General features: G+C 42.9%; 15 protein-coding genes. All 15 read left to right on the top strand.

The window, feature by feature from the left end:
- Positions 1-26 precede the first annotated feature (26 nt).
- The 15 genes from ABH902_RS09750 to nifJ all read left to right on the top strand — a co-directional run bounded on the left by ABH902_RS09750 (position 27) and on the right by nifJ (position 17,729).
- Positions 27-1,142 (top strand): ABC transporter substrate-binding protein, encoded by a 1,116-nt coding sequence (locus ABH902_RS09750; RefSeq protein WP_404590528.1) that lies wholly within the window; start codon positions 27-29, stop codon positions 1,140-1,142.
- 45 nt (positions 1,143-1,187) lie between these two features.
- Positions 1,188-2,195: an XdhC family protein gene (locus ABH902_RS09745; RefSeq protein ID WP_404590527.1), complete on the top strand. Its 1,008-nt coding sequence runs from the start codon at positions 1,188-1,190 to the stop codon at positions 2,193-2,195.
- 14 nt (positions 2,196-2,209) lie between these two features.
- The gene (locus tag ABH902_RS09740; protein WP_404590526.1) at positions 2,210-3,082 is read left to right on the top strand and encodes a class I SAM-dependent methyltransferase; all 873 of its coding nucleotides are present in this window, start codon (positions 2,210-2,212) and stop codon (positions 3,080-3,082) included.
- A gap of 120 nt (positions 3,083-3,202) precedes the next feature.
- Positions 3,203-5,779 carry a selenium-dependent xanthine dehydrogenase gene (gene xdh, locus ABH902_RS09735; protein ID WP_404590525.1) on the top strand — a complete coding sequence of 859 codons (2,577 nt, stop codon included), beginning with the start codon at positions 3,203-3,205 and terminating at the stop codon, positions 5,777-5,779.
- Positions 5,780-5,906: 127 nt separating this feature from the next.
- Positions 5,907-6,476, top strand: a complete 570-nt coding sequence (locus tag ABH902_RS09730; protein ID WP_404590524.1) for an NTP transferase domain-containing protein — start codon at positions 5,907-5,909, stop codon at positions 6,474-6,476.
- A 22-nt stretch (positions 6,477-6,498) separates the two neighbouring features.
- The gene (gene sclA / locus ABH902_RS09725; RefSeq protein ID WP_404590590.1) at positions 6,499-7,653 is read left to right on the top strand and encodes a selenocysteine lyase SclA; all 1,155 of its coding nucleotides are present in this window, start codon (positions 6,499-6,501) and stop codon (positions 7,651-7,653) included.
- Between the two features lie 16 nt (positions 7,654-7,669).
- Positions 7,670-8,689 carry a selenide, water dikinase SelD gene (gene selD, locus ABH902_RS09720; RefSeq protein WP_404590523.1) on the top strand — a complete coding sequence of 340 codons (1,020 nt, stop codon included), beginning with the start codon at positions 7,670-7,672 and terminating at the stop codon, positions 8,687-8,689.
- 16 nt (positions 8,690-8,705) lie between these two features.
- Entirely contained in the window at positions 8,706-9,293 is a 588-nt protein-coding gene (gene yedF, locus ABH902_RS09715) for a sulfurtransferase-like selenium metabolism protein YedF (protein ID WP_404590522.1), read from the top strand.
- A gap of 12 nt (positions 9,294-9,305) precedes the next feature.
- Entirely contained in the window at positions 9,306-9,563 is a 258-nt protein-coding gene (locus ABH902_RS09710) for a putative Se/S carrier-like protein (RefSeq protein ID WP_404590521.1), read from the top strand.
- Entirely contained in the window at positions 9,551-10,294 is a 744-nt protein-coding gene (gene yqeC, locus ABH902_RS09705) for a selenium cofactor biosynthesis protein YqeC (RefSeq protein ID WP_404590520.1), read from the top strand. The genes ABH902_RS09710 and yqeC overlap by 13 nt, the downstream gene beginning before the upstream one ends.
- Positions 10,270-11,103 carry a selenium-dependent molybdenum cofactor biosynthesis protein YqeB gene (gene yqeB / locus ABH902_RS09700; protein ID WP_404590519.1) on the top strand — a complete coding sequence of 278 codons (834 nt, stop codon included), beginning with the start codon at positions 10,270-10,272 and terminating at the stop codon, positions 11,101-11,103. Before yqeC ends, yqeB begins: the two co-directional genes overlap by 25 nt.
- Before the next feature lie 302 nt (positions 11,104-11,405).
- The gene (locus tag ABH902_RS09695; RefSeq protein WP_404590518.1) at positions 11,406-11,849 is read left to right on the top strand and encodes a flavodoxin; all 444 of its coding nucleotides are present in this window, start codon (positions 11,406-11,408) and stop codon (positions 11,847-11,849) included.
- 61 nt (positions 11,850-11,910) lie between these two features.
- A complete protein-coding gene (locus ABH902_RS09690) occupies positions 11,911-12,750 on the top strand; it encodes a sulfide/dihydroorotate dehydrogenase-like FAD/NAD-binding protein (RefSeq protein ID WP_404590517.1) in 840 nt (279 codons plus the stop codon).
- Entirely contained in the window at positions 12,743-14,167 is a 1,425-nt protein-coding gene (gltA, locus tag ABH902_RS09685; RefSeq protein WP_404590516.1) for an NADPH-dependent glutamate synthase, read from the top strand. Before ABH902_RS09690 ends, gltA begins: the two co-directional genes overlap by 8 nt.
- Positions 14,168-14,189: 22 nt before the next feature.
- Positions 14,190-17,729, top strand: coding sequence for a pyruvate:ferredoxin (flavodoxin) oxidoreductase (gene nifJ, locus ABH902_RS09680; RefSeq protein WP_404590515.1), 3,540 nt, complete (start codon positions 14,190-14,192; stop codon positions 17,727-17,729).
- The last annotated feature ends 68 nt before the right edge of the window (positions 17,730-17,797 follow it).

Below are 17,797 nucleotides of genomic sequence, written 5' to 3'. Positions count from 1 at the left end.
CATGTTTAAGGAAAGAAGGATGAGAAATGAAAAAAAGACAAATTTGGTTAGGAGCTTTAAGTATACTATTGCTGGCAACAGCCGGCTGTTCTGCTACAAACAAAAATACTGCGAATCATTCTACCGATCGTTCTGAAGTACAGCAAAGTACTGAAAAAGGACAAACAGCAACTCGTACCTTTGTTGATTCTGCCGGACGTAAAGTACAGGTTCCAAAGACGATTACCAAAATTGCTCCGTCCGGTTCCCTGGCACAAATGGTCTTATATACAAGCTCGCCGGATCAATTAGTTGGGTTAGCGGGTCCGTTTAGTGAAAGTGCTAAAGAATATATCCCGGAAAAATATCAAAAGTTACCTGAATTTGGTCAATTTTATGGGAAAAATGCGTCGTTAAATATGGAAGCTTTGAGCGCTGCGCAGCCGGATGTGATTATTGATATTGGTGAAGCAAAAAAGACTGTTAAGGAAGACATGGACAAACTACAGGAACAAATGGAGATTCCCACAGTTTTTATTGAGGCCAATTTAGAAAATATGCCTGAAGCTTATACTATGTTGGGAGATCTGTTGGGAAATAAAACAGAAACAGAGCAACTGGCCGATTATTGTCAAAAAGTCATTGATCAAGCCCAAAAAGCTCGTAGCGCAATCAAAGAAGCAGATCAAAAATCCGTCTATTATGCATCAGGAAAAGCAGGACTGAATACCAATAGTGAAGGTTCTTTTCATGCACAGGTCATTGACGAAGTAGGTGCCAAAAATGCTGTAACTGGTATGGAAGCAGCCTCGCAAGGCGGTGGAACAGTTGTTTCTCTTGAACAATTAATTCAATGGCAGCCGGATTATATTTTAGCAGATTCCGCTGATGTTTATCAGCTAATTACTACTGATTCCTCTTGGCAAGAGTTGACGGCCGTTAAAAAAGGACACGTATATCAAGTGCCGACTGAGCCTTACAATTTTATGGGCTTTCCGCCGTCAGTGAATCGCTTTATAGGAATTCAATGGTTGGGAGAGCTACTATATCCAGAACAGTATAAGTTGAAAATCGCAGATGAAATAAAAGAGTTTTACCAACTGTTTTATCATTCGTCTGTAACGGATGAACAAATCAACCAGATTTTGCAGAATGCCGACTAGGGCAAGTTGAACACAGAACGTCACAGGAAAAAATGGAGGAGAAAAATGAAGGAATTTTTTCAAGCGTTAAAAGCTGCTTTCGATCAAAATAAGGATACCGTTTTAGTAACAGTTGTCACCAGTTCAGGATCTACACCGCGAGCGGAAGGCGCACATATGTTGATAGGTAAGGAAGGTCGTATCTGCGGAACAATTGGCGGTGGCGCTGTAGAGTTTCAGTCAGAACAGCTAGCCGCAAAGGTTTTGGAGCATCATCAGCCGGTACTAAAAAAATTCATATTAGCACCAAATAAAACAGATGATATCGGCATGATCTGCGGCGGCAATACAGAAATTTTATTTCAATTTATTTCAGGGAAATCGGCGCCACTTTTGGAGCAAATCAATCAGGCGGCAATGACCTGCTTTAAAAAAAATCAAGCTGGCTGGCTAATCTGTACCTACGATGAAGAGCACAACAGCAGCCTCGGCTTCTATAGTCAAGAAGGCTTGATTGGCTTAAGCGAAGAGCTGCCGGAAACCTTATTTACCAACCAAATTCAAAAATATCAAAAGGATCAAATGCATTATTATATCGAACCGATTCTAACGCCAGGTAAGGTCTATGTCTTTGGCGGTGGTCATGTTGGTCAAGCTTTGGTACCGATTCTAAAGTCAGTAGATTTTTATTGTGTGGTTGTTGAAGATCGTCAGGAGTTTTTGACCAAAGAGCTCTTTCCTTTAGCAGATGAGTTGATTCTCACTGATTTTCATGAGGTGACTAAAACCATCCCTTTCACTGAAAACGACTACGGGATTGTGGTGACTCGTGGACATTCCTTTGATTATGCGTTGGAGGAACAGCTGATTCGAGCGCCGCATTATTACCTTGGCGTAGTCGGCAGTGAGCACAAGGTTACGTTGCATAAGAAAAAGCTGATGGAACAAGGTTTTTCTGCTACTGAGATCGCTTCGGTGGATATGCCGATTGGCTTGCCGATTCCTACAGAAACACCGGCAGAAATTGCCATCAGTATTGTCGGTAAATTAATCGAGGCTCGCGCAAATAAATAAAGGAGCTAGTGTTGATGAACAATCAAAAAGAGTACGATCACTACTTATCTTTATGGGAAAAACACAGCGCAGCAAGCATTGTTCACGAAAAACAGTTTTGGAATGAAAAAGCGCCGGAGTGGGCAGACATTATTCAAAAGCAGGATCAAAGCTTTCAATTAATGCAGGAGCGGGTTACAGCAACTACCAATTATCTGCAGCAACGGGGCGTATTAAATGAAAAGACGGAATGTCTGGACTTGGGCTGTGGGCCAGCCCAGTTCGCTTTTAAGTTTGCGCAAACGGCTCACTCCGTTACTGCCGCAGACTTTTCTGAAGCTATGCTGTCTTTCGGTCGACAATATTGTGAAGCACGTAGTTGTTCAAATGTGACGTTTACATTATGCGATTTTCGTACGGCGGATCTTGCTCAGCTTGGCTGGAAAAAGAGATACGATCTGGTGTTTTGCTCGATGACCCCGGCCATACGAATGCCCGGCTTGCTGGAAAAATTAATGGCGGCCAGTAAAAGCTATTGTTTTACCAGCTGTATCTTATCCAAACAAGATTCATTACTAGAAACACTAACAAATCACTTTCAGGACAAATTAGCGAAAAAGTCTGACACTCAATATTTTTATGCGCTGTTTAATCTGCTGCTTTTAAGAGGTTTTTTACCCGAAACCTATTATCATCATCAAACCAGACAAAAAGAGCAATTCCTGACAGAAGAAACGGTGAATGAATACGCCCAAGCTCTTTTTGGAAAAAATTGTCGGCCAGAACAAACGATACAGGTCTCTAATTATTTAGCGGAACAGTTTCCGACGGGTCACTGGACAAGTACAGAAAAAATCACATATGGCTGGCTTTTATGGAATGTGGCTGATCAGAAACGGATGCCTTGAAAATGACGAAGAAAGAGCCAAAGGAACTTTTTAAAAATTTGCCCTAAAAAATATTTTTATTGCCTAAAAATATGTTATAATTAACTCGATCATATAATAATGTCAGGGGTGTATTTTATAATGTATTCATTAGTGGTAAATGGCAAAGAGGAACACTGCGACACAAATAAGAAGTTGATGGATTTCCTTCGTGAAGATTTGCACTTGACCGGAACCAAGGACGGCTGTAATCAAGGCTCGTGTGGCGCTTGTTCGGTGCTGATAAATGGAAGGGTTTCCAAAGCGTGCTTATTTAATTTGGAAAAAGTGAACGGCAAAGAAGTTTTAACCATTGAAGGCTTGGATCAGCGACAAAAAGATGTTTATGCATATGCTTTTGCTAAAGCAGGTGCAGTCCAGTGCGGCTACTGTATTCCGGGAATCGTTATTTCCGCTCATGGCTTACTGATGAAAAAGGAAGAACCCAGCGATGAAGAAGTTCGCAAAGCCATTCGCGGCAATATTTGCCGATGCACCGGCTATGTCAAGATTATAGAAGCGATTCAGCTGGCCGCTAAATTCTTCCGTGAAAATTTAGAGATTCCCGAAGAAAAATCAAGCGCCAAGCTGGGGGATGATTTCAAACGTGTGGATGCAGTTGAAAAGACCCTGGGAACTGGGCTTTATGTTGATGATATCACTGTTGATGGCATGTTGCATGCTTCAGCGGTCAGAAGTGCCTATCCGCGTGCGAAGGTTTTATCTATCAACATTGAAAAGGCCCTCGCTCATCCAGATTGTGAAAGCGTTTTAACTTCTAAGGATGTACCGGGGAATAATAAAATTGGACACTTGGAATTTATTTCTGATTGGGATGTCATGATTCCAGAAGGCGGAATCACCCGTTATGTCGGCGATGCAATTGCGTTAGTCGTTGCTAAAAATAAAGAATCTTTGGAAGAAATTAAGGAATTAGTTGAAGTTGCTTACGAAGAATTAACGCCAATGGTTACCTGCGAACAAGCTTTGGCGGAGGATGCCCCGTTGATTCACGAAAAAGGCAATATCTTATCTCACGAACACTTAATTCGCGGCAATGCTGATGAACAATTGGCCGCCTCAAAGTATGTGGTGACACAGCATTATTCTGTTCCAATTAACGAGCATGCATTTATGGAACCGGAATGCGCGATTGCAATGCCGGAAGGTGAGGATGGTATTCTTCTTTATAGTGCCGGTCAAAGTATTTACGATGAACAACGCGAAGTTGCGCGCATGCTGGGTGTAGAAAAAGACAAGGTTCATGTTCAGGCAAAATTGGTCGGCGGCGGCTTTGGCGGCAAAGAAGATATGAGTGTTCAGCACCATGCTTCATTGGCGGCTTGGTGTTTGCAAAAGCCAGTCAAGGTTTTACTTAGTCGTCAAGAAAGCTTGATGATTCATCCCAAACGTCATGGAATGGAAATGGACTTTACAACTGGCTGTGATGAAGAAGGAAACTTAACAGCGATGAAGGCTGTCATTTATGCCGATACTGGTGCGTATGCTTCTCTGGGCGGACCAGTGCTGCAGCGGGCATGTACCCATGCTGCCGGTCCTTATAAATATCAGCATATTGATGTTGAAGGCTTTGCGGTTTATACGAATAATCCGCCGGCTGGGGCCTTTCGCGGGTTTGGTGTTTGTCAAACCTCCTTTGCCATTGAAAGCAATTTAAATCTCTTAGCTGAAAAGGTAGGGCTTTCCCAGTGGGAGATTCGTTATAAGAATGCTGTAGCTCCGGGAGATGCTCTACCAAACGGGCAAATTGTTTCTAAAAATGCTGCCTTGAAAGAAACCTTGTTGGCTGTAAAAGATGCCTATGAACAAGCGGATGTAGCTGGTATTTCCTGCTTCTTTAAAAATAGCGGAATTGGTGTCGGCTTACCTGATGTTGGTCGCTGTATTATTTCAGTTGAAGATGGAAAAGTGCATGTACGGACGAGTGCTGCTTGTATCGGTCAAGGGATGGCTACGGTGACAACGCAAGTAGCCTGTGAAACACTGGATTTACCACCTGAAATGATTGTGGCGGAAGCGCCTGATACACGCCGAACACCGGATTCTGGTACAACAACAGCCTCTAGACAGTCGTTATTCACAGGAGAAGCAACAAGAAGAGCGGCCATGAAGCTGCGTTATGAACTGGATATGGGACGACCGCTAGCTGATTTAGAAGGTCAAGAGTTTTATGGAGAATATTCTGCAGTGACTGATCCGCTGATTAATGATAAGCAAAATCCAGTCAGTCATGCCGGTTACGGCTATGCATCAGAAGTCGCGATTCTTGATGAAAAAGGAAAAGTCGAGAAATTTGTCGCAGCTTATGATGTTGGTCAAGTCGTTAATCCAAGAGCGGCTGAGGGTCAAATTGAAGGCGGAATCGTCATGGGAATGGGCTATGCGTTAACCGAAAAATTCCTGATGGATCAAGGCTATGTGAAGGCTAAATATGCTACACTAGGCTTATTAAATGCGACTCAAGTGCCGCCAATTGAAACACATTTGGTTCAAGCAGAAAATATTCATGACGGTCTTGCTTATGGCATTAAGGGTGTCGGCGAACTTGCGACAATTCCAACAGCTCCTGCCTTAGCTGCGGCTTATTATGCATTGGATGGTGAGTTAAGACCAACTCTGCCGATGGAAAATACATTCTATCAGAAAAAGAAAAGATAAATAATGTAACTGTGGTGTGTACTATTCACAAGCAGGCAAGCAAAAGGGTCTGTGGCATACCAATGTCTCAGACCCTTCAATTTATTTAGCTGGTGTTCATTATCTTGAGGCTAAAGGAGCGGTGACAATGTTGAAAATTAGCGCGATTATTATGGCTTCTGGTTGCTCATCAAGAATGGGGACCAACAAATTATTTCTTGAATACGATGGACAATCCTTTTTAGAGCGGGTGATTCAATTGACCGAAGAACTGCCTTTTTTTGAAACAATTCTGGTAATTTCACCGCAAAATAGCAAAGAACTGGTGGTTCCGGAGAGGATCAAGGTGGTTTTAAATAATCAGGCAGAGCAGGGTCAAAGTGCCAGCGTACGTTTGGGCACAGAAGCAGCCTCCGGGGATGGCTACCTTTACTTGACGGTCGATCAGCCTTTGTTGAGTCCCGAGACCATCAAAACCCTTTTTCCCGCTTACACTTGTGAAACCATCGTTTTTCCTGTTAAAATGTCAGGTCGTCCAAGTAGTCCCGTTTTTTTTGGCAAGCAGTTTCGTTCTGAACTGTTGAGTGTTCAAGGAACGGCCGGCGGTAGAGCTGTTCGAAACAGACACCCCGACGCTTGGCGAGCCATTCCGATTGAACAAGAGGAATGTTTAATCGATATTGATACAGTAGAAGATTACCAGCGCTTGTGTTTTTAGCGAAGGAAAGCAGGTGAAAAGGTTGAAAAAGCCCGTTTATTTAAATCATGCAGCGACATCAAACCAAAAATTTCCGACTACGATCGTCGCTTTGACTGATTATTTAACAACGAACAATAACTTAACTCTAAATCGCGGAACCCATGATCTGGCGCAGTTAAAGCTGATTTTTGAAGCACGGCAGACGATTGCGCGTTTTTTTCATGCACCGGATCCTGCACATGTTATTTTTACAGCAAATGCGACTATGTCGTTGAATATGATTTTAAATGGTTTACTAAAGCCAGGCGATCATGTATTAGCATCCAGTCTAGAGCATAATGCGGTGGCGCGACCTTTAGCATTGTTGGAAAAGCAAGGTGTTGAAGTCACTTATCTTACATGCAACAAGGCTGGCTGGCTTGATCCTGAACAAATTCCGACAGCTATAAAGCCACAGACAAAAGCCCTTATTTTAACCCATGCCTCAAATGTTCTGGGAACGATTTTACCGATTAAAGAGTGCTTTCAGCAAGCAAAGCAGCAAGGCCTGATCACGATTTTGGATAGTGCACAAACAGCGGGTTTTTTACCGATTGACATGCAGAATCTGGGAGTAGACATTTTGGCTTTTACAGGTCACAAAAGCCTGATGGGCTTGACAGGGATTGGTGGTTTTGCTTTGGCGACTGGTTTAGAAGCCATGATTGCTCCTTGGTTGACCGGCGGAACGGGCAGTCAGTCACAGTCCTTACAACAGCCAAGCTGTTTACCGGATAAGTTTGAAGCAGGCACTATGAATACCTTGGGGATTCTTAGCTTGAAAACCAGTATTGAACAAATTGAAACAATCGGTTTAGCAACAATTATGCAGCATGAACGAACGCTGACTGAACGTTTTTTGGCGGGATTAAAGCTTTTGCCAGTCCGGATTTTGGGAACTCAGGAAGCAGTACAATCAGTGCCGGTTGTGTCGATCGTTTCTGACAAGATCGGTTGTGGTGAATTGGCGCAGCTTTTGGCCGATCGCTATCAAATCATTACTCGTTCTGGCTTGCATTGTGCGCCCTTGGCTCATCAGACAGCCGACACACTTGATACAGGAGCAGTGCGCTTTAGCTTTGGCTGGTTTACAACGTTGGAAGAAGTGGATTATACATTGCAAGCATTACAGGAAATATGTTCTACATTAGTTTAGGCAAAGGAGAAGACACATGACCTTTTTATCTCAATGTACCTCCGGTGGCTGCGGCGCCAAGATTGAACCGGATGCACTGGCAGCCTTTTTACAGGAGCTGCCTCAAGCAACGGATGAACAGCTATTGGTCGGCTATGATGCAGCTGATGATGCTGCCGTCTATCAGATTTCGGAGGATACCGCATTAATTTCAACTGTAGATTTTTTTTCACCTATGGTAGAGGATCCTAGAACCTTCGGCCGAATTGCTTGTGCCAATGCGTTAAGTGACATCTATGCAATGGGTGGGTCGGTGCTTTATGCATTGAATTTAGTCTGTTTTCCCCAAAAGATGAATAAGCAGTTTCTAGCCGAAATCCTTTACGGCGGTTCAGAAAAATTAAAAGAAGCCGGAGCTACTTTAGCAGGCGGTCATTCAATTTACGATCATGAACCTAAATATGGCTTAGCCGTCACCGGTAAAATTGCTCCAGAAAAGATTATTCGCAATGATACGCCGAAAACCGGTGATGTCCTAATTTTAACCAAGGCATTAGGAGTAGGGTTGATCCAGTCAGCTGTACGTGGAAAAATGGCTTCACCAGAAGCGGAAGCAGCTGCCATCCGTTCAATGGAACGTTTAAACAAATATGCAGCCGAAAAAATGGTTCACTTTCCTGTGCATGCCTGTACTGATGTTACCGGATTTGGTTTAGCTGTTCATGCCAGCGAGATGGCAGGTAATGAACACACGATTGTTTTGGCTGCTGATCAACTGCCGCTGCTGCCAGATGCGTATCAATATGCTGCAGAATTTCTAGCGACAGCTGCTGGTCAAAGAAATCGCCAAGCGCTGGAGGGCAAAATTGATCTGTCAGCGGTTGATCCGGCAATGCAGGAGCTGTTGTTTGATCCCCAAACCTCCGGTGGCTTGCTGCTTAGTGTGGCTCCGGAAAAAGCTGCTGAGTGCTTGGCAGCCATTCAAGTCGATGATCCGGCAGCAGCCATTATCGGTGAAGTTTGTCATAGAGAAGCTCAAGCAATACTGATTGTTTAAGAAGGAAGGAAGACTCATGATAAAGATCAATGCAATAGGAAAACCTTGTCCGATCCCGGTGATTGAAGCTAAAAAAGCGATTCGGACGTTAGAAAAAACCGGTGGTGTGGTTGAGGTTTTAGTCGATAACGACGTCGCAGTTGAAAATATTAAAAAAATGGCTTTGGGCTTGAATCTGACAGCTACCTCGGAACAACTGGCTTCGGATCAATTTAATGTTCAGTTGGTTGTTACGGAAAAAAAGCTAGTGGATCAAAAAGCTCAGGAGCAGGGACTTGTGATTGCTGTCGGACGTAAGACAATGGGTGAAGGGGATCCAGAATTAGGGGCTATTTTACTCAAAAGTTATCTTAATTCCCTTTGTGAGTTGGATACGCCGCCGCAACAGCTGCTTTTTTTCAACAGTGGTGCTTTTTTGACCAATCAGGAATCCAATGCGTTGGCGGATCTACGACAATTAATGGAAAAAGGAACGAAGATCAGTACGTGTGGTGCCTGCTTGGATTTTTATAATCTAAAGCAAACGCTGGCTGTAGGCGAGATTACCAATATGTATCAAATCGTTGAAACCATGGCGCAGGCTGAAAAAGTGATTACCCTTTGATGAGGTGAGAAGATGGATTACCTATTAACGTTTCAAAACACCCATTATGCCATTCACAGTGAAAATAAGCTGACAGAGGCAAAGATCCCAATATCTGTAATGGCCTTACCAGAGACAATTGGTGAATTTTGCGGTATTTGCTTGAAAGTGAACGAAGCGTATTTGGTAGCTAGTCGCTCCTGTTTAACAAGAGCTGAAATACCTGTTGAAGCTATTTTTGCCATTACTTATATTGGAAATGAAAGGAAGTATCAGCTATGGAGTCCTTAATCGATTGCTTTTCTTTTTCAAATCAGCAAGTAGTTTCTTTAATCGGCAGCGGTGGCAAAACGAGTTTAATGTGGTATTTAGCGAATTGCTTCAAAAACGAAAAGGTTTTAGTCAGTACCACAACCAAAATTGGTTACCCGCAAAAAAAAAGCTATGACTATTTTTACACAGATCATTTTACGGCGTTAGGGACGCAAGGCTGCGGCATCACTTTAGCCGGAACAGTGACCCACGAGGGACAAAAGCTGGGCATGCCGGAGCTGCCGGATTTTCCTGCGGTTTTTTCAAAATTTGATAAGGTTTTTCTGGAAGCAGATGGCTCCAAGCAATTGCCGTTGAAGGGCTGGGAAACCTTTGAACCTGTCGTCTTGCCGCAAACTACTATGACGATCGGTTTAATTCCAATCTCCGTGATTGGCGAAGTAGCCGATCGGCAAACTGTCCATCGCTTAGATTTATTTTTACGGGCGATTGAACGAAAAGCGGGACATTTAATTGATGAGCAGACCTTAGCGGAAATTATTGCAAGTCCGACTGGTTTGTTTGAAAAAAGTCGCGGTCGCCGAATTTTATGTATGAATCAGGTTGAAACGCCGCAACAGCTGGAACAAGCCAGAGCAGTGGTAAAGCTGCTGCCGCAGATGCTGTTAAAACGCCTATCAAAAGTGATTGCCTGCAGTATTCAGTCACAAAAAGGAGTGGTTCTATGGGAAAAACAAAACAAACAATGACCGATTCAATTATTGTCGTTCGCGGCGGTGGTGATTTAGCGACAGGAGTCATCCAAAAGCTGTATCACGCAGGCTTTAACGTTGTTGTTTTAGAAACGGAAAAACCCTTGGCGATTCGACGAACCGTTGCCTTGTGCAATGCAGTCTTTGAGGGAAGCCAGCGGGTGGAGGATGTCATCGGTTGTCTAGTAGCATCCGTGTCGGAGTGCAAAAAAATCTGGCAAGCTGGCCAAATTCCTATTTTGATTGATCCTCAGGGAGAAGCAATTAAGCTTTTGGAGCCGCTGGTGGTCGTTGATGCGATTTTAGCTAAGAAAAATCTCGGTACAAATAAAACTATGGCGCCACTTACAATAGCATTAGGCCCCGGATTTTCTGCGCCGGAAGACGTGGATGTGGTGATAGAAACAATGCGTGGGCATTACTTAGGTCGGTTATATTTTAAGGGCTCCGCAATTCCCAACACCGGAATTCCAGGAGAGATTGGCGGTAAAAGCGCTGAACGGGTGATTCATTCTCCAACTGCTGGAAAAGTTACACATAAAAAGACTATTGGTGCAACGGTAAAAAAAGGTGAGACGCTCTTTTATGTAGGTGAAACGCCGGTTCTTTCGCCGCTGGATGGCGTCTTAAGAGGCTTAATTTCAGAGCAGGTAATCTGTCAAAAAGGGTTAAAATGTGCAGATGTTGATCCGCGACCTGTTGAGAAAGTGGATTGTTTCACAATATCAGATAAAGCGCGTGCCTTAGGCGGTGCTGTTTTAGAGGCTGTTCTATTTTTAGGACACCAAAAGAATCTGTTTATTTAATATGTTCTCACAAGAAAAAGTAACAGTAATTTTTACTAAAAATTATTTTTTTTACCTAAAAAATATTGTTTAACACCGCATGAATGTGGTATAGTATAGGTGAAGTTTTTACATCATAATGTTTCTTAAAAGATAAGCATTTTCAGTGGTTTTGATACTTTGTGAAAAAGGTAATTTATCAAGGATATAGATTCACGGCTCCATCATTATCTGCTATTAAGTATGAAAATTTTGAAAGGGGTTACAGTTAGCGTTTTCATGCTTTTAAATAATTTGAAAAAAAGATGAGAGGATGAGTAAATATGGCACTAGTAAAAATCGTTTATGCAAGTATGACAGGGAACACAGAAGAAATTTCAGAGATCTTGGAAAGCACTATACAAGAAGCTGGTTTTGATGTAGAAAGAGAAGAATGTTCAGAAGTGGATGTCGATTTCTTTGATGACGCAGATGCCTGCATTATCGCGACTTACACGTACGGTGATGGTGAGTTGCCGTTTGAATTTGAAGATTTCTTCGATGAATTAGGTGAAAAAGATTTAAGCGGCAAAGTATATGGCGTGGTTGGTTCAGGTGACCGCGAATATGGCGAATTTTTCTGTAAATCCGCTCATGATTTTGTCGAAGCCTTTGAAAAAACAGGGGCTAAAAAAGCTGCAGAAACGGTTGAAATTGAAAACAATGCGGAAGATGAAGATGTGGAAGCATTGAAAAAATTTGTACAGGAAGTTGCCGCTAATTTATAAACGCCAATACAAAGAAAGAAGGAAGTGCGAATGAGCATATTCATTCAAAATGGTGATTCCTATGTTTAAGATAACCAGAAGTGAAGAACTTTCGCAAAATGAATTTGATTTTTGGATTGATGCGCCTAGAATTGCCAAAAAAGCGAAGCCGGGTCAATTTGTCATTTTACGAATTGATGAAAAAGGAGAACGAATTCCTTTAACCATCGCTGACGTGGATGCCGAAAAAGGCGAAGTTCGCTTGATTTTTCAAGTTATCGGTAAAACAACAGCCGCTCTTTCGAAGCTGAAAAAAGGCGATTCACTGCTGGATTTAACCGGTCCGTTGGGGATGCCTACAGAAATTGAAAATTACGGTACAGTGATGATCGTCGGTGGCGGCGTAGGAATCGCTGCTATTTTCCCAATACTGAAGGGTTTAAAACAAGCGGGCAATCGTGTCATCACTATTTTAGGGGCTAAGACAGCGGAGCTGGTTATCCTTCAGGAAGAATGTCGCCAGTATTCGGATGAGCTGATTATTACAACAGATGACGGTTCTTTAGGAATGAAGGGGCTGGTTACGGAAGCAATGGAGCAAGTGATTGCTAGAGAACCAGTCAATTGTAGCTGGGCAATTGGTCCTAGCATAATGATGAAGTTTTGTACATTGACTGCTGAAAAGCATCAGCTGCCGATTTATGTTTCGCTCAACCCGATTATGATAGACGGAACCGGAATGTGCGGCGGTTGTCGAGTAACGATTGACGGCAGTATCAAATTTGCTTGTGTGGATGGCCCTGAATTTAAGGGTTCAGAAGTGAATTGGGATGAATTTATCAGCAGAATGAGACAATATCAGCCGGAAGAGCAAGCGAGTTTATCAGATTATCAAAAAGCGCAGGTGAATCAACATGGCTAGAAGAAGCAGAACCAAAACACCAATTACTGAGCAAGCTCCGGACATCCGTAAAACGAATTTTGCTGAGGTTTGCCTTGGGTATACAATCGAAGAAGGACAAGCTGAAGCTGCGCGTTGCCTGCAATGTAAAAATGCTCCGTGTATTGGCAACTGTCCAGTAATGATTGATATTCCGGGCTTTATTCTGGCTATCAAGGAAGGCTCAATGCAAAAAGCGGCGGATATTTTAGGCAAATATACCAATCTGCCGGCCATCTGCGGTCGGGTATGTCCACAGGAAAAGCAGTGCGAACAGGTTTGCAAGCTGGGCATGGCTAAAAATTTTGAACCGGTAGCAATCGGCAAATTGGAGCGCTTAGTCGCTGATTGGGCCTTAGAAAATCAAGATTTTTCAAGTCAAGTAGTCAATGATCAGCCGTATATCGGCAAAGTGGCAGTTATTGGCTCTGGGCCATCCGGACTGACCGTGGCAGGTGATTTAGCCAAGCTAAATTATGAAGTGACGATTTTTGAAGCTTTGCACGATTCGGGCGGAGTATTAACCTATGGTATCCCGGAATTCAGGTTACCAAAAAGAATCGTTCAAAAAGAAATCGAAAGTATTAAATCATTAGGTGTATCAATTGAAACCAACGTTGTTGTAGGTAAGACGATTACGATGGACGAAATCATGGCAGACTTTGACGCCTGCTATATCTCAGTTGGTGCAGGAGCGCCAAACTTTATGGGTATTCCGGGAACTGCTTTAAATGGGGTATATTCTTCCAGTGAATATTTAACCCGAATTAATTTAATGCATGGCTATGAATTCCCTAAATACGACACGCCGATTAAGCAGTCAAAAAATGTTGTCGTCATCGGCGGGGGTAATGTGGCGATGGATGCTGCACGTTCAGCGAAACGATTAGGCGCTGAAACTGTTAGTATCGTGTATCGTCGTTCTTTAGAAGAATTACCGGCACGGATTGAGGAATACCATCATTCAGTAGAAGAAGGAATCACGTATCATTGGCTGACAAATCCAATTGAATATTTGGATGATGGACAAGGCAATCTTTGTGGCGTCAAATGTATTCAAATGGAGCTGGGTGAAGCAGATGAATCAGGGCGTCGCCGTCCGGTTCCAATCGAAAATAGTGAGTTTATTATCGAAGCTGACACAGTGATTGAAGCGATTGGTCAAGGATCAAATAAAGTGTTGTTATCCACTTTCCCAGAACTTAACTTGACCAAATGGGGTTATATTGAAGCGGATCCTAAAACGGGAGAAACATCGATTCCCGGTGTCTTTGCTGGCGGAGATATCGTTACAGGAGCAGCGACCGTGATTTTGGCGATGGGCGCCGGCAAGGTTGCAGCAGTTGCGATTGACAAGTATGTACAAGAACAGAAAACGCCTGTGACAACAAAAGTCTGAGGAAAGATAAAAGGTGAACAGAATGAAAACAACGAAAACGATGGACGGAAATACTGCAGCTGCATATATTTCCTATGCATTTACAGAAGTTGCAGCCATTTATCCGATTACGCCAAGCTCTACCATGGCGGAATTAGTGGATGAATGGGCGGAAAACGGATTAAAAAATATTTATGGTCAAAAGGTTCAAGTTATCGAAATGCAATCAGAAGCAGGAGCTGCCGGCGTAGTGCACGGTTCATTAAAAACCGGTGCTTTAACAACGACTTATACGGCTTCTCAAGGTCTACTGTTGATGATTCCCAATATGTACAAAATTGCGGGCGAATTATTGCCGTCCGTTTTTCATGTGGCAGCCAGAGCGATTACAACCAGTGCCTTGAGCATCTTTGGTGATCACGGTGATGTTATGGCCACACGTCAAACTGGTTTTTGTATGCTGGCAGAATCTACGGTACAGGAAGTCATGGATCTTTCAGCAGTTGCTCATTTAGCTAGTTTGGAAGGCAGTCTGCCGTTTGTAAACTTCTTTGACGGCTTTAGAACGAGTCACGAGCTGCAGAAAATCGAAGTTCTTGACTATGAAGATCTAAAAGAAATGGTCAATCAGGAAGCGGTAGAGCGTTTTAGAAATAATAGTATGAATCCAAACCATCCGACTGTTTCTGGTACAGCCCAAAATCCGGACATTCATTTCCAACAAAGAGAAACAGTGAATGCAAATTACGAAGCGATGCCGGCAATTGTTCAAAAATACATGAATAAGATTAATGCACTAAGAGGAACTTCTTATGATTTAACGGACTATTATGGCGCTGAGGATGCAACAGAAGTCATTATTTCAATGGGCTCAGCTTCTCCAGTCATCGTTCAGACAGTCGATTATTTGAATAGTCAAGGGAGAAAAGTTGGCTTTATCAATATTCATTTATATCGTCCGTTCCCAACGGAAAATCTCTTAGAAAAATTACCGAAAACAGTGCAAAAAGTCGCTGTATTAGATCGGACAAAAGAAGCAGGAGCAGACGGCGAACCATTATTACTGGATGTTCAAAGCGCATTGTATCAGCACGAAAATCGTCCGATTGTAATTGGCGGACGTTATGGACTAGGTTCAAAAGATGTAACACCGAATCAAATCAAAGCGGTTTACGATCACTTGTTATTGCCATTTAATGAATTAAAACAACGGTTCACTATTGGAATTGTTGATGATGTTACGTATCGTTCTTTACCGCTTGGTGAAGGACTGGATCTAACGCCAAGCTCAACCTTTCAAGCCAAATTCTGGGGCTTCGGCTCTGACGGAACTGTGGGAGCGAACAAGCAGGCAATTAAAATTATCGGAGATAATACTGATTTATATGCGCAAGCCTACTTTAGCTATGATTCTAAAAAATCCGGCGGGTTGACCGTTTCTCATTTACGTTTCGGGAAAGAGCCGATTACATCGACTTATTTGGTGGAGCAGGCTGATTTCATTGCCTGTCATAATGCATCCTACATCCATAATTATGATTTACTAAAAGGCTTGAAGGATGGCGGCACCTTCCTGTTAAACACTATTTGGGATAAAGAAAAGGTATACCGCTTGCTTCCAGCCAAACTAAAAAAATATATCGGTGAACATAATATTCAGTTTTATATTATTAATGCAGTTGAACTGGCACGGGAAGTCGGTTTAGGTCGGCGAATCAATACGGTCATGTCTACAGCCTTCTTTGAAGTGACGGACATCATGACAAGGGAACAATATTTACCGTTATTGAAAGCAGAAGTGAAAAAGACCTATGGCAAAAAATCAATGGAAATTGTGGACAAGAACTTTGCAGCCATTGACCGTACCTTTGAATCTCTGCAAAAAGTTGAAGTACCGGCTGAATGGGCGGCTATTGAGCTTGAACCGGAAGTTGTTAATACTGAATTACCAAAATTCGTTACGAATATTCTGCAGCCCATTAATCGTCAAGAAGGAGATCAGTTAACGGTTGGTGATTTGATTGATAACGGTATGAAAGGCGGCGCTATTCCGATGGGAACAGCGGCGTATGAAAAACGCGGTATTGCGCTAGAAGTACCTGAATGGCAGATGGATAAATGTACAATGTGTAATGAATGCTCCTTTATTTGTCCACATGCTGCAATTCGTCCGTTCCTAGCGGATGATGAAGAATTAGAGGCAGCGCCTGCAGGCTTCTTAACGAGAGAAATGCGCGGAACAGACGGCTTGAAATATCGTATTCAAGTATCTTTAGAGGATTGTACAGGTTGTGGTCTGTGCGTACAGGCTTGTCCGGTAAAAGACAAAGCGATCTTAATGAAGCCATACGAAGAGCAAAAAGAACAAGCGATGAACTGGGCTTTTGCAATGACCTTGCGTCAAAAAGCCAATCCGGTGAAAAAATTATCTGTGAAGGGTTCGCAATTTAATCAGCCGTTAATGGAGTTTTCCGGCGCTTGTGAAGGCTGTGGCGAAACGCCGTACATCAAGCTTTTAACGCAGCTCTTCGGCGATCGAATGATGATTGCCAATGCTACCGGCTGTTCTTCTATCTGGGGCGGTTCTTCACCAGTTACGCCTTATACGACCAACGCTTGTGGTCAAGGACCTGCTTGGAGTAATTCTCTATTTGAGGACAATGCGGAATACGGCTATGGTATGTACATTGCTAATAAAACGAAACGACAATATTTAGCCGATCAAATTCGAGAAGCAATTGAGAAGAATGTTGGTTCTATAGAGCTACAGGCACTGTTGGCTGATTGGCTAGAACATTACTTAGAAAGCGACGGCACACAACAGCGTGCAACCAAGCTGGCGGCAGCCCTTAGCGTAGAATACGATGCCGATCCTTTATTAACAATGATTTATAATCAAAAAGATCTTTTGGTTAAAACCAGTCAATGGATTGTCGGAGGAGACGGCTGGGCTTATGATATTGGTTACAGCGGAATTGATCATGTATTGGCAAGCGGCGAAGATGTTAATATCTTTGTTATGGATAATGAGGTTTATGCAAATACTGGTGGTCAAACATCCAAAGCAACTCCGGCGGCTGCAATTGCTAAGTTTTCTGCTGGCGGTAAACAAACCTCGAAGAAGGACCTTGGTATGATGGCCATGACCTACGGCAATGTTTACGTCGCACAAATTGCGCTGGGCGCGAATCCAATGCAGACCATTAAGGCAATTGACGAAGCAGAACGTTATCCGGGACCTTCACTGATTATCGGCTATACGCCATGTATCAATCATGGGGTAAAAGGCGGCATGGTGCAAACCTTGTCGCTAGCGAAAGAAGCAGTAGAGTCCGGTTATTGGCAGTTATATCGCTATAATCCGCAGCTCATCGAAAAAGGGAAAGATCCAATGGTTATCGACTACAAAAAAGCCGACTTCGATAAAATGCGTGATTTCCTTGAAAAACAAACCCGCTTCTCTGCTTTGCATAACATTAAAAAAGATCAGGAAGTGGTCGATCAACTGTTGACTAAAACAAAAGACGATGCGGAAGATCGTTCCGAAAACTACTCTAAATTACTGAGTCAAATGAAAAAATAATCGTTAAATAGCCTAGAACGGAGCAAAACGAATCATCAATTTTGCTCCGTTTTTTTAATCTGTACAAA

The sequence above is a fragment of the Enterococcus sp. UD-01 genome (assembly GCF_044909655.1).
Lineage (GTDB): Bacteria > Bacillota > Bacilli > Lactobacillales > Enterococcaceae > Enterococcus_L.
Note: the sequence above shows the minus strand (reverse complement) of the source record. Positions and strands in the feature narration are given on the sequence as shown.